Source organism: Amnibacterium kyonggiense (assembly GCF_004364555.1).
Lineage (GTDB): Bacteria > Actinomycetota > Actinomycetes > Actinomycetales > Microbacteriaceae > Amnibacterium > Amnibacterium kyonggiense.
The window spans coordinates 239,420-251,601 of record NZ_SOAM01000003.1; the positions used below are offsets into that span (position 1 = coordinate 239,420).

A 12,182-nucleotide genomic window follows, 5' to 3' on the forward strand; every position below is an offset into this window, starting at 1 on the left:
GCCCCGCCCGGGCGGCCGTCACGGGAGGACCGCGCGAAGCCGCTCGCGCGCGGTCGTCGCCGCGGCACGGAGGAACGGCGCCTTCGGCAGCGCGAGGACGAGCCGCAGGTCGTCGCGGAGGGTCGACCGCTCGGTGAGGAAGCGGACGGTGAGCGGACCGGGCAGGCGACCGAACAGGCGCAGGAAGACCTCGGGGGCGCGATGCGGCTGGTCGCGGAGGAACCGCAGGAAGACCGCATCGAGCACCCGTGTCCGGAAGGGGTCGCGGATGGGCGGAGCGCCCCTCCCGCCGGCGCTCGCGATCCGTCGGGCGGCGAGCTGGATGCGGGTGTACGCGTACCCGGTGCTCGGGCGGGCGGCGCCGGCGCGCAGACCGAGCGGGACGCCGCTCCGGCCGGGCCAGGGCGCCGGCGCGTCCGTCATCGGGATGCTGCCGGCCTCCTGCCCCTCGACCTGCCACTCCCCCGGGTCGAGCCCCCACCTCGAGCGGACGTAGTCGGCGATGTGCCGTCGGAACGGCTCCGAGACGTGCTCGACGGCGGAGAAGACCGTGCACTCCACGAGCGCCAGGTCGGCGGCGACGGGCAGCACGTAGAAGAAGCGCACGCCGGAGGGCGCCCGGGACTCGGGGAAGTCCATCAGGGTGACGGCGGCCGTGTCGAAGACGGGCCGGGTCGTGCGGATCCACTGGCCGACGAACCGCTGGTGGAGCAGCACCCGGCCGGCCGGGACCGCGACGGACGGCATCGGTCCCCGAGCATCGAACAGGCGCGGGACGTCCCGACCGCCGGGCCGTTCGTCGGCCCCGACCGAGACCCGGACGCCGTCGACGATCCGACCGGTCGCGCTCCGGGCGAGGCGCTCGCGCGCGACCGCGCGGTAGTCCCGGGCTCGCACCATCCGGTACGGATGCGCGGCATCGCTCGCGACGACCCGCCCCGCCCCGGCGCGCACCTCCCACCGGTCCCACGACCGCGAAGCGGCCTCCGGCATCACAGCCTGTCCCGTGTCCCAGTAGCACCAGGTGCGCTCGTCGCGATCACCGGTCCGCGCCTCGACGACGGCGACCGCTCCCCCGGCCTCGACGAGGGCGACGGCGAGCGCGAGCCCCGCGCAGCCGCCGCCGAGCACCACCGCTCCGGACCGCGGGAAGTCCTCCTGCCGCAGGCGACTCAGCAGCTCCGTCACGGACACCTGCGCGGCGCCGCGGACCGGGCCTCGGGCCGCGGCAGGGGTCGGCCGGAGGGACGGCCGGTCGGGCTCCGACCGGCCGACCCGAGCGGTCACCTGGAGGCGCCGGGAGCGGTCAGGCCGCTCGTCGCGGGGCGACCGACGGCGGCCGGGGGCAGCACCGCGTCGGACTCCTTGCTGCCGGAGATGTAGATCGACTCCGGGTGATGTCGGCCGCCGACAGGATCACCTGCGCCGTGACGGTCAGGCCGCCGCTGACGCCGAGCCCCTGCAGGCCGAAGACGATCGGGTACGCGAACCAGATCACCATGAGCAGGACGGATGCGAGGAGGAACGTGCGCGAGACCGGTGCCGACAGCTGCCGGCGGGCGAGCACGACCATGGTGATGATGATGACGTAGAGGATCACCATGAAGACGCCGCTGATGACACCCCAGAGCGCAAGCGCGGGCACGCTGCCCCCGTTGTCGATCGCGACGCCGCCGATGAAGCCGGTGAAGATCATCAACCACGCGCAGGCCATGCCGATCGTGCGGAACCTCGACGCGGCCGCCCCGATGAGGCTCGACACGACGACCAGCTGCACCATCAGCAGTGGAACGGTGATCGACCAGTCCATGTAGCGGGGCGCCCACGACCAGATCGCGTCCTTGGTCGGGCTCCACATCGCACCGCTGCCGTCCGCCGCGCCGCCCGTCTGCGTGTAGCCCAGATCGAACTTCACCGTCAGGACGACGTAGGACAGGAACGCTGCGCCCGTCACCCCGAGGCTCGCGAACATCGCCGGCCGGTACTTCGTCCCGACCTCGTTGCGTCCCACCCATGTCCGGACGAACTGCGCGAGCATCGCCAGCCCCGCGATGACGAGGAAGTAGTAGATGATCACTCGCTGCCCCTGGTCCAGCTGGGCGGCCCAGAACGGGCCCTGCACTACCTGATGCACGACGCACTCCCTCTCGGACCCGACCGTCCATCGATCGGATCGACGGACACGGCAGTGCTCTGAGCAAGGGCTGAGGGACTGCTGAACCGCCGCAGCACAGCTGCAGAATGACCTGACCAGGAGTCAGGGGTGTCGCACTTCACCCCCAGGGGTGAGGAGCGGGAAGTGTCAGCAGACGGCCAGGCTCGGCCCGTGCGGGTCGCGCTGCGGAACGACTACGAGATCGTGCTGGGCGGCTTCCGGCGGATGCTCGAGCGGTATCAGCACCGCGTGGAGGTCGTGGAGGTGCTCGAGCAGCAGCGCATCGATCAGCCCGTGGACGTCGCCCTCTACGACACGTTCGCGCAGCACGAACCGGAGCACCACGTCGTCGCCGAGATGATCGCGAACCCCGCGAACGCCTCGGTCGCCGTCTACTCCTGGATCGTCGAGCAGGAGCTCATCGACGCCGCGCTGCGGCAGGGGGTGCGCGGCTACTTCGCGAAGAGCATGACCGCGCTCGAGCTGGTCGAGGCGATCGAGCGGGTGGCGGCCGGGGAGGTCGTGTGCAGCCCACCGGACGGTCGGGTCCGCAGCAACGCCGCCCTCGACTGGCCCGGTCGCGCCGACGGCCTCTCGGATCGGGAGTCCGAGGTGCTGGCACTCATCACGCAGGGCAAGTCGAACGCGGAGGTCGCGGCACGGACGCACCTCGCGCCGAACACGATCAAGACGCACATCCGCTCGGCGTACCGGAAGATCGGCGCGACCAACCGCGTCGAAGCCGTGCTCTGGGGTGTGCAGAACGGGTTCCGGCCCGACCACGACGCGGCACCGCACTGAGTCCCGGAATCACCCGCGACCCGGAGGCGCCCCGGGCCCGCCGCCCCGCCTCTGCGGAGCGGCGATCCATGACCGCTCCACGAGCGCACCGGTCCCGCACACGCCTCCGTCGGCCACTGCTCAGCGGCACGCCAGGAATGACCCGTGCACGAGTGCAACTGTTCTGAGGTCGCGCGGCGCACCCGTCGGACGCGACGAACGGGACCGATGCGGAGCAGAGGGAGTGCGATGAGACGGACACCGGGGGTCGCGGTGGTGACCGGAGGCAGCGCGGGGCTCGGACGGGCGATCGTCCGCGAGTTCGCAGCGCGCGGGTGGGACGTGGCGATCCTCGCCCGTGGCGAGGCCGGCCTCGAGGGCGCTGCGGCCGACGTCCGTCGAGCGGGTCGACGGGCGCTGCCCATCCCCACGGACGTCGCGGACCGCGAGCAGGTGGAGGCCGCGGCCGACCGCGTCGAGCAGGAGCTGGGTCCGATCTCGGTGTGGGTCAACGACGCGATGGTGGGCGTCTTCAGCGAGTTCCTCGACACGGACCCGGCGGACTTCGAGCGGGCGGTCGCGGTCGACTTCCTCGGCTTCGTCAACGGCACGCGCGCGGCGCTCTCCCGGATGAAGCCGAGGAACGCAGGCGGGGTGGTGCAGGTCGGATCGGCCCTCGCGCACCGCGGCATCCCGCTGCAGGCCGCGTACTGCTCGTCGAAGCACGCCATCAAGGGCTTCACCGAGTCGGTGCTGACCGAGCTGCTCCACGACGGCTCCGCGGTGACGCTCTCCGAGGTGGACATGCCGGCGATGAACACGATCCAGTTCGACTGGGTGAAGTCGAAGCTGCCGAAGCACGCGCAGCCGGTGCCGCCGATCTACCAGCCGGAGATCTGCGCGAAGGTGGTGGTCGACGTGGCGGAGCGTCCCCGTCGACGGACCTGGGTCGGCGAATCGACGGTCTTCACGATCATCGGCAACCGCCTCGGCACCCGCGTCGCCGACTGGTACCTCGCACGGTCGGGCTACTCCGGCCAGCAGGCCGACGACGTCGACCTCCCCGTGCTGCGCCCGAACCTGTACGAGCCGTCGAACGAGGGCGACCAGGGTGCGCACGGCGCGTTCGACCACCGGTCCATGCGCATCACCCCGCAGACGTGGGCGATCCGGCATCGCCCGTTCGTCTACTCGGCGCTCGGCGTCGCGGCGGTCGCGATCGCCGCGCTCTCCGCCGGCGCAGTGGAACGGGTCGAACGATGAGCGCGGCGGCGTCCGCGCTGGAGGGCGGCCGCGTCCTCATCGGCGCCGCCGACCTCGTCGCACCCGGCGCGATCGTCCCCGGCACCCCGTTCGCGGACGGGCTGTACCGGGCCCTCGGGATCCGGCAGATCGTCCAGGGGCTGCTCACAGGCCGTCTGCTCGGCCATCGGGCGGCGGCCGCCGTCGACGCGCTCCATGCGGCGTCGATGGTCGTGGTCGCGCTGCGCTCGACCCGCTTCCGCTCGGCCGCGCTCGTGCAGGTCGGGCTCGGATCCGCGTTCGCGGCCGCCGAGTCGGCACTGGGGAGGAGGAGCTGATGGCGGGACTCACGACGACGCTGCCGTCCGGGAGCCAGGTCGGCGTCAGCGCGTTCGGGGACCCGATGGCCGACCGGCTGGTCATCATCTGTCACCCGACGCCGGGTGCCTCGGGCTTCGACCCCGACCCGGTGCTCACCGAGCGCTGGGGCCTCCGGCTGGTCGGCCTGGACCGGCCCGGATACGGCAGCACGCCGCCCTCCACGCCGAACGACGGGACCAGCCTCACCGCGCGCGCGGACGACGTCGCCGCCTTCGTCGAGGCCGACGAGCGGAACGCCGACCGGATCTCGAACGCGGATCTGGAGCACTGCGGCGTGATCGGTTGGGGCGCTGGCGCGGTGGTCGCGGCCGCGCTCGCCGCGCGCCACCCCGGCCTGGTCGACCGCCTGGTGCTCGTGTCGCCGCTGGATCCGCGCGCCGCGCAGAGCGCCGCCGGACGCACGGTGAGCCGCGCGGACGGGGCGTCCGTGCTCGGGGTCGCCGAGGACGACACCGCGTTCGACCGGCATCTCGGGCTCGACCGCAGGCTGGCTCGCATGCTCGACGCGGCCTTCCAGCAGGGGGACGCGGGCCTCGTCGGAGACCGCCGCCTCTTCACCGACACGGGCTGGGTGGAGCACCTGGCCGACATCGACGCGGACTGCCTCGTCGTGGTCGGCGCCGAGGACTCGACCGCCGATGGGAGCGTCGAGTGGTGGCGCCGCCACCTCCCCGTCGCGACCCGGGTCGAAGAGGTCGAAGGCGGCGGGCTCGCGATCGTCGACGCGTGGGAGACGATCCTGGGCCACGTCGCGCCGGCGCACGGGCACATCGTCGAGCGCGAACGCGACCACGGCGCGCCCCGGCTGCCCGACCTCCCGCCGCGCAGCTGACGTGCGCACGGTCGCCGAGACGCCGTTGGGCGGCTTCCCGCTCTGGCTCACCGTCGTCGCGAGCGGCTCGCTGGTCGTCTCGATGCTCTGCGCCGCGGTGGTCGCGGTGGACGTCGCCCGACGCCCGCAGCGGATGCGCGTGATGAACATCGTCTGGCCGGTCAGCATGCTGTTCGGCGGACTGCTCTGGCTCGCGCTCTACCGGCGGCACCGTCGCGCATCGGCCGCCGACGCCGTGTCCACGCCGCTCTCCATCGCCGTCGGGTCGACGCACTGCGGAGCGGGGTGCGCGCTCGGCGACCTGATCGCCGAGTTCGCGGTGGCGACCTCTCCCGCCCTCGCGGGCGCACTCGGGTTCGGGACGGTGTTCGCCCACCGGATGTTCGCCGGGTGGATCCTCGACTTCGTGGTCGCGTACCTGCTGGGGATCGGGTTCCAGTACTTCGCGATCGCCCCGATGCGCGGTCTGTCGTTGCGCGAGGGCGTCCTCGCTGCGATGAAGGCCGACACCCTGTCGATCACGGCGTGGCAGATCGGCATGTACGGGGTGATGGCCCTGCTGCAGCTCGGTGTGGTCGCCCCCGCGTTCGGCGGGCCGGCGTCCGTGTTCACGCCCGAGTTCTGGTTCGTGATGCAGATCGCGATGCTCGGCGGATTCCTCACCGCGTACCCGGCGAACGCGTGGTTGATCCGCCTCGGCGTGAAGGAGCCGATGTAGCGGTCTCCGCACCGCCCGCCCCCGTCCGCCTGCGACCGGAGCGGTGGTCCTCCGTCAGTCCGTCACGGTCCAGGCCGTGTCGCACTCGTCGCAGCGCGCGGACCACCGAGGCCCTCGCGCCTCGGTCTCGTGCGACCACGGACGGAGCGGATCGCGTTCGATCTGCACCCCGGTCGACGAACCGCAGGACGGGCAGGCGACCATCGCTTCCTCACCTTCCGATCACTGATCCGCCGGGCGCCACCGCACGACGAACCCATGCACTTCTGCAATGGTCACACGCGGCCGCGATCTCGGCCATACGCTCGAGCACCGGAGCGAGGAAGGGCCGGAGGATGGACGCCAGCACCGCGACGGCACTTCGCGCATCCCGCGCCATGCTCGGCATCGTCGCGCGCAGCGTCGCGCCGGCGCTCGAGCAGGTGTCGCTCCCCCACTTCCGCGTCCTCGTCCTGCTCGAGACCTCGGGGCCGATGCGGGTCGGCGCCCTCGCGCAACGGCTCGGCATCGTCGCCTCGACGTTCAGCCGATCCTTGGACCGGCTCGAGGCCGGCGGCTGGGTGCGGAGGGCGGCGAGCGAGGAGAGCCGACGGGAGCGGATCGTGACCATCACCGCCGCCGGGTCGGAGCTCGTGCGCACCGTGACGAGCGCCCGTGCCGCGGAACTCGATCGCGTGCTGGCCGAGGTGGCGACGGAGGACCGCGTCGTGCTGGAGCACGCGTTCGAGGCGTTCGCCGACGCCGCGGGCGAACCCGCTCTCGGCGACATGCTGGTCCTGGGCATCTGAAGCCGACGCGGCCATCGGGCGACGATGGGTCCTGACGGCGAGCAGCGGCCCACGGCGACCCGCGCAATCTCCTGCTCGCTCGGAACGCGCCGTCCTGAGCGGACGATCCCTTCGCGTCTCCCCCGCCGTCTCGTTCCGGCAGCGCGTTCCCTCGCGGGTGCGGCAGCTGCATCGAGCTGCGGACCGAACGATGGCTCCACGACTCACAGCTCTGACCCCGACCTGAACGGGGACCGCCGCGCCCTGGCGCGGCGGCTCCGCACCTCGATGATCGGGAGCAGGACCATCGGGTCCCGGTCGAGACGACGAGGGGACGCGCGTGGCACGACAGCGAAGTGGGGCGATCGTTCCGCGCAGGGTGGTGCACACCGACCTCGCCTTCGTGGTCCTGACCGTCACCGGACTCGCCGCGCTGGTGATCGGCATCCGGGTCACCGCCTCGGGCCCGCCACCGATGAACGTCGAGCTGTACGCCGTCTTCGCCATCAGCTGTGGCGCCACCGCCGTCATCGCCGGCGGCATCGGGGCTCCGCTCATCATCGGCATCGCCCGACGCGACCGGGCGGCGCTCGCGCTCGTCAACGCCCACCGACCTCGAGCGCTCGCACTGCCCGGAGCGGTCAGCAACCATGCGCTCCTCCGCAGCCTGAGAGCGCAGAACCCGTCGGCGATCACACCGCGCTCGGTGGTCTGGGCCGTCGACGAGCGGGGCATGGAGCTCTGGCAACCGGGCTACTCCGCCCCCACACTCATCGTGCCGTGGAGCACCGTCGTCGCGACGAGCACGGCAGAGATGCCGCAGGGGCGTGCCGTGATCGCCGTCGCGGTCTTCCAGCTCAGCGACGGACATGACCTCCGTCTCGCGTTCCGAAACCGATTCGGCGGCATCACGCTCATGAGTCGGGGCCGACTGGAGGACGTCCTCGACGACTTCACCGACCTGTCCGACCGGGTCGAGAACGGCCGGAATTGACGCCGCACAGGTCAGCAGTCCGCTCGTGAAGGGTCGGAGTGCCGGTCGACGCCTGTTGGTCCGGACCCGCACGATGAGGTCCGTGGACGAACCCCCTTCCTCGCTGCCTCGTGAGGCCCTGGCTCTCGATGACCTCGAGGTCATGCGAGCCGCGTTCGACGGCTTCGCGCAGCAGGAACCCCGATCGGGGTGGGACCCGGGCTGGTCCGACCTGCGCAGCTCCACTCCGGACGCCGAGAGCAACCGGCGTCTCGCCCGCGCACTCGTGATCGTCCGGAACACGGACGCCCGAAGCATCGCAGGGTTCTGCGCGGTGATCGCTGTCGACGTGGGGCTGTTCGTGCTCGCAGCGACGGTCCCGCGGTTCCCCGTCGTCGTAGCCGTGTTCCTCACCGCCTGCGCGGTGCTCGGTCTGATCGGGGGTGCGGCTCGCGACATCAGGACGCGGCGGGAGTCGGTCTCGAGGACTCGGCCGGTCGGTGTCCCGTGGTCCATCCGCATCGGACCGACGATGATCTGGGTCCAGTCACCGTCGAGCGTGCTCGTCCTCCCCTACGCGGCATTCGTCGGGGTGCGGGTCAGCAGCGGCTTCACCCTCCTGCGCCTCCGCGACCGACACGGCTACATCTCCCTCTCGAGCAGCATGTTCCCTCCAGGAGCGATCAACTGGGTGACCGGCGCCGTCAGCGAGCGCATCGGCGGACCCGCCGCGTACCGATTCCCGCTCCAGCAGCCCGCGAGCGGCACCGATCCGTCCTGAAGCACCTTCGGCGACGGATCATGTTCGGATCAGGTCGGTCGATCTGCGGTCGCCGACACTGAGCGGTCACCGGGTTCGACGAGAAGGGGATGCACATGGTGCGCGACCAGGCGGATGAGACCGAGGACGTCCACGTCTTCGATCAGACGAACGGCATCGTCGACCTCGAGGGCGACGACAGCACGCAGACGAAGACCGACGACGACATGACGGATGCGGACCGTCGCCGCGTCGTCGGCGGCATCGCGATGCTGTCGGCCAACCGCCCGAACGGCTGACCGGCCCGGAAGCGTCCACCGGCCCCGCCTCGGTAGGGCCTGGATCCGTTGTGGTCGACGCGCACTGGTCACCCGCCCCTTCCGGTTCTACGGTGGAGCGATGGCTGATGACCAGCAGATCACCGACGAGCTCGTGCCGCGGGACCTGCCCGGCAAGCTGGCGATCCTCGTCTTCGCCGTCGCGACGCTCGCGCTCCTGCGGGAGCTCGTCGGCATCCTCGCTCCCGGCATCTCGTACGTCCGCCCACTGGCGGACCTCGACCTCGGCGACATCGCGGGCGTCGGCCTGTTCACGGCCGGCTGGTTCGGGCTCCTCGTCGGCCTGCTGGTGCTGCGCCACCGGCGCGACGCCTCGTCCGACTGACTCCACGGGCTCGTCGCCGCGCTCCATCCGAGCGGCGCACAGCACGGCGGCGTGACGGAAGGCGGACGGTGACTCCACGATCCGCCCAGGCCCGGCTGCGCGCGGCGGCGGTCGCGGCGCTGCTCGTCTGCTCGGGGCTGGGCGTCAGCGGGTGCACCTCCGGCGCGGCTCCCGCCGTCCCGGACGCTGCGCCTTCGATCATGACGCCGCCGGTCCAGGGCCGCTTCGACTACCAGCTCGGCGGGGCGTACCCGCCCGCGTCGACGGTCCGGATCGTCGACCGGGACCGCACCGCCTCCCCTGCGGCCGGCACGTACACCATCTGCTACGTCAACGGGTTCCAGACCCAGGAGAGCGAAGCGGACCTCTGGACGGAGCGGCACCCCGACCTGCTGGTCGAGGACTCCGCCGGCGAGTTCGTCAAGGACCCGGACTGGCCGGAGTACGTCCTCGACATCTCGACTCCGGCGAAGCGGTCCGCGCTGCTGCGCATCGTCGGACCCTGGATCGACGGCTGCGCCGCCGCGGGCTTCCGGGGGCTCGAGATCGACAACCTGGACTCGTACACGAGGTCGGCGGGACGGCTGACCCTGCACGACGCCGTCGAGTTCGCGACCGCGCTCGTCGCGCGCGCCCACGCCCGAGGGCTCGCGGTCGGGCAGAAGAACACGGCCGAGCTGGCAGCGACGGGGAGGAAGCGGATCGGCTTCGACTTCGCCGTCACGGAGGAGTGCCAGCGCTACGCCGAGTGCAGCGCCTACACGCGCGTCTACGGCGACCACGTGATCGAGATCGAGTACACCGACTACTCCCGCAGCGTCTTCCGCGCCGCGTGCGCGGCGCGAGGCGGACGCATCTCCGTGATCCTGCGGGACCGCGACGTCGTCACGCCGGCCAGCAGGGCCTACCGCTCCGAGACCTGCTGAACCCGCGGCGGCTCCGCACCGGCCTGTCCCGCTGTCCTCCGGGAGGCCGCACTCGGTCGGCCGCCCGGAGGACACGGCGAGCACGCGACGCGTCCAGCCTCACGGCTGAGGACGCGCCCGCGCGCATCACCGGCCGACGATCTGCTTCGGGGTGCTGCCGGGGTTGCTGATCGTGACCAGGTGCCGCTGCGTCGAGGTGGCGACGACGAGCTTCCCGAATGCCGACACCGGTTCCTGCAGCCGGGAGTAGCGGCGGGTGGAGACGCTCAGCTTCCCGGAGTTCGTCCGCTGCTCCACGCGCCCGGCCTTGCAGCCGCCCGTGCTCGTCCGGTCGGTCCAGGCGATCGCCGCGGTGCGGACGGCCGGGGAGGTCGCGCACTTCTCGCGGATCACCTTCGACTTGGAACCGTCGAGCGGGATCAGCCGACGCGTCGTGCCCTCGTCCATCCCGACGACGCAGCGGACCTGCGTGCTGGAGCTGTCGCCGCACGAGACCGGCACGCCGATCTGCGGCGCCGTGCCCGTCGCCGGGTAGATCTGCGTGTAGGAACCGGGCTTCGACCAGGGCATGAACTGCAGCGTCCCGGCCGAGGCGTTGTCGCCGCCGTCGGTCGGGTCGCTGATCAGCAGCCCGGTCCGGGCGGCCTGCACGGTGAAGTATTCGCCGTCGGGGCGCGGGGCGCCGAGTTCGGTCATCCTGCCGTCGGTCGTGACGCGCCGCAGTTCGACGGCCTGCCGCCCGTCGGTGCCGCCCTCGATCTGCGTCTCGATGATCCAGCCGTTCGGCGCCGGCGCGACGATCGAGGACGCCTCGGGGATGCTCCACCGGCCCGAGGTGTGCTTCTCGGGACGGATCCACAGCACGTCGGTGACGCCGTCCTCCACGAGGACCTCCTTGCGGAACAGCGGCTCGTCGCCGACCAGGTAGGCGTCGTAGCCCTTGGGCACCGTGATGCGGTGCTGCTTCGCGTCGAGGACGTACCGCGTGCCGCCGGAGCCGTCGAACGCCTTCGCGGTCTTCTTCGCCGCGTAGAGCAGGTGCGATCCGGACCCGTCCAGCGCGAAGTACTTCGTCACCGCCTTCGGCGCCGCGGTCGGCGCGGCCGATGCCGGGGCAGCGAGCCCGGCGACCAGCAGCGCGGCTCCGCAGACTCCGGCCGCCACCCGATTCCGTCGCTTCATGACTTGCTCCTTCGCTCCGGCGCCGGGTCCCACCGATCCGGCCGCACATCCAGGGAGTGTCCGAGCGGTGCCGATCGGTTCCCGGTCCCCGGCGATCGATCCGCGCGAGGCTGTTCGCAGGACGGCGCACACGGCCGGCCGCGCTGTTCCGCCGCTCCGTGGCGCTGCCTCCGGAACGCTCGGATGGCGCACGCTGCCCCGACCACGGCGATGGCGGGGGCCGACCTCACATCGGGCTGGTCCCGACACGGCTCGCCGCGCTGAAGAGCTCGGGCAGCCCGACGCTCAGCTCGACCGCCGCGAAGACGACGCCCGCGAGCACCTCGATCACGCCGAGGGTCAGTCGCCACCCGGCTCGCGGCGCACTCGTCGCGCCGACGAGTCCGACTGCCGCGACGAATGCCGAGTAGATGACGGCCACGACGATCATCGACGCCCTGGTGTCCCGCTGCATGGCCCAGTAGTCCCCGGGGTAGTGGCGAGGGTTCAGCACGAAGCCGGCGGACATCATCGCCACGTGGGCGACGGGCATGAGCAGGACGGCGACCCCCGCGAGCACCAGGCAGACGTCCCGGGGACGGACGCCGTCGTTCCAGCCCGACAGGCAGATCGCGAGCAGCACCGCGGCGCAGCAGACGCCCCCGACCAGGATCATCTTTCGATCCCAGTGGACGGGCCGACCGCGCGCCTCGCCCGAGGGAGCGAAGCCGCTTCGCCCGGAGGATGATCCCGCTGTCCAGGGGCGCCTGGCGGCCGCGACCCGTCGCGATCGACGGCGAGCTGTTCGCGCTCTCCGTGACCGA

General features: G+C 72.1%; 15 protein-coding genes. 11 read left to right on the top strand and 4 right to left on the bottom strand.

Annotated features, from left to right (window positions below; genetic code table 11):
- Positions 1–18: 18 nt before the first annotated feature.
- Both CLV52_RS14315 and CLV52_RS14320 read right to left on the bottom strand, forming a co-directional pair.
- Positions 19–1,188, bottom strand: coding sequence for a lycopene cyclase family protein (locus CLV52_RS14315; RefSeq protein ID WP_162850861.1), 1,170 nt, complete (start codon positions 1,186–1,188; stop codon positions 19–21).
- Positions 1,189–1,306: 118 nt separating this feature from the next.
- The gene (locus tag CLV52_RS14320; protein WP_133767045.1) at positions 1,307–2,134 is read right to left on the bottom strand and encodes a bacteriorhodopsin; all 828 of its coding nucleotides are present in this window, start codon (positions 2,132–2,134) and stop codon (positions 1,307–1,309) included.
- 165 nt (positions 2,135–2,299) lie between these two features.
- Here CLV52_RS14320 and CLV52_RS14325 point away from each other — a divergent pair, with 165 nt between their 5' ends.
- From CLV52_RS14325 to CLV52_RS14375, 11 genes are all read left to right on the top strand, one after another.
- Positions 2,300–2,956 carry a helix-turn-helix transcriptional regulator gene (locus CLV52_RS14325; RefSeq protein WP_246018155.1) on the top strand — a complete coding sequence of 219 codons (657 nt, stop codon included), beginning with the start codon at positions 2,300–2,302 and terminating at the stop codon, positions 2,954–2,956.
- Positions 2,957–3,184: 228 nt separating this feature from the next.
- On the top strand, positions 3,185–4,198 hold the full coding sequence (locus CLV52_RS14330) for an SDR family oxidoreductase (RefSeq protein WP_133767046.1): 1,014 nt from the start codon (positions 3,185–3,187) through the stop codon (positions 4,196–4,198).
- The gene (locus CLV52_RS14335; protein ID WP_133767047.1) at positions 4,195–4,515 is read left to right on the top strand and encodes a hypothetical protein; all 321 of its coding nucleotides are present in this window, start codon (positions 4,195–4,197) and stop codon (positions 4,513–4,515) included. Before CLV52_RS14330 ends, CLV52_RS14335 begins: the two co-directional genes overlap by 4 nt.
- Positions 4,515–5,390 (top strand): alpha/beta fold hydrolase, encoded by an 876-nt coding sequence (locus CLV52_RS14340; protein WP_133767048.1) that lies wholly within the window; start codon positions 4,515–4,517, stop codon positions 5,388–5,390. The genes CLV52_RS14335 and CLV52_RS14340 overlap by 1 nt, the downstream gene beginning before the upstream one ends.
- Position 5,391: 1 nt before the next feature.
- Positions 5,392–6,108: a DUF4396 domain-containing protein gene (locus CLV52_RS14345; RefSeq protein WP_211342713.1), complete on the top strand. Its 717-nt coding sequence runs from the start codon at positions 5,392–5,394 to the stop codon at positions 6,106–6,108.
- Between the two features lie 335 nt (positions 6,109–6,443).
- Positions 6,444–6,896, top strand: a complete 453-nt coding sequence (locus tag CLV52_RS14350; RefSeq protein WP_133767049.1) for a MarR family winged helix-turn-helix transcriptional regulator — start codon at positions 6,444–6,446, stop codon at positions 6,894–6,896.
- 358 nt (positions 6,897–7,254) lie between these two features.
- A complete protein-coding gene (locus CLV52_RS14355) occupies positions 7,255–7,869 on the top strand; it encodes a hypothetical protein (protein ID WP_133767050.1) in 615 nt (204 codons plus the stop codon).
- A 142-nt stretch (positions 7,870–8,011) separates the two neighbouring features.
- Positions 8,012–8,629, top strand: a complete 618-nt coding sequence (locus tag CLV52_RS14360) for a hypothetical protein (RefSeq protein ID WP_133767051.1) — start codon at positions 8,012–8,014, stop codon at positions 8,627–8,629.
- Between the two features lie 95 nt (positions 8,630–8,724).
- Positions 8,725–8,907: a hypothetical protein gene (locus CLV52_RS14365; protein WP_133767052.1), complete on the top strand. Its 183-nt coding sequence runs from the start codon at positions 8,725–8,727 to the stop codon at positions 8,905–8,907.
- A 100-nt stretch (positions 8,908–9,007) separates the two neighbouring features.
- On the top strand, positions 9,008–9,271 hold the full coding sequence (locus tag CLV52_RS14370) for a hypothetical protein (RefSeq protein ID WP_133767053.1): 264 nt from the start codon (positions 9,008–9,010) through the stop codon (positions 9,269–9,271).
- Between the two features lie 68 nt (positions 9,272–9,339).
- Positions 9,340–10,197: an endo alpha-1,4 polygalactosaminidase gene (locus CLV52_RS14375; protein WP_246018156.1), complete on the top strand. Its 858-nt coding sequence runs from the start codon at positions 9,340–9,342 to the stop codon at positions 10,195–10,197.
- 126 nt (positions 10,198–10,323) lie between these two features.
- Here the strand turns inward: CLV52_RS14375 and CLV52_RS14380 are convergent, their stop codons facing one another.
- A complete protein-coding gene (locus CLV52_RS14380) occupies positions 10,324–11,379 on the bottom strand; it encodes a hypothetical protein (protein WP_133767054.1) in 1,056 nt (351 codons plus the stop codon).
- Between the two features lie 226 nt (positions 11,380–11,605).
- Positions 11,606–12,034, bottom strand: coding sequence for a hypothetical protein (locus CLV52_RS14385; protein ID WP_133767055.1), 429 nt, complete (start codon positions 12,032–12,034; stop codon positions 11,606–11,608).
- Positions 12,035–12,182 lie beyond the last annotated feature (148 nt).

Coding starts and splice junctions, on each gene's coding strand:
- CLV52_RS14330 (WP_133767046.1), top strand. CDS start 3,185: ATGAGACGGACACCGGGGGTCGCGGTGGTGACCGGAGGCAGCGCGGGG.
- CLV52_RS14335 (WP_133767047.1), top strand. CDS start 4,195: ATGAGCGCGGCGGCGTCCGCGCTGGAGGGCGGCCGCGTCCTCATCGGC.
- CLV52_RS14340 (WP_133767048.1), top strand. CDS start 4,515: ATGGCGGGACTCACGACGACGCTGCCGTCCGGGAGCCAGGTCGGCGTC.
- CLV52_RS14350 (WP_133767049.1), top strand. CDS start 6,444: ATGGACGCCAGCACCGCGACGGCACTTCGCGCATCCCGCGCCATGCTC.
- CLV52_RS14360 (WP_133767051.1), top strand. CDS start 8,012: ATGCGAGCCGCGTTCGACGGCTTCGCGCAGCAGGAACCCCGATCGGGG.
- CLV52_RS14365 (WP_133767052.1), top strand. CDS start 8,725: ATGGTGCGCGACCAGGCGGATGAGACCGAGGACGTCCACGTCTTCGAT.
- CLV52_RS14370 (WP_133767053.1), top strand. CDS start 9,008: ATGGCTGATGACCAGCAGATCACCGACGAGCTCGTGCCGCGGGACCTG.
- CLV52_RS14380 (WP_133767054.1), bottom strand. CDS start 11,379: ATGAAGCGACGGAATCGGGTGGCGGCCGGAGTCTGCGGAGCCGCGCTG.
- CLV52_RS14385 (WP_133767055.1), bottom strand. CDS start 12,034: ATGATCCTGGTCGGGGGCGTCTGCTGCGCCGCGGTGCTGCTCGCGATC.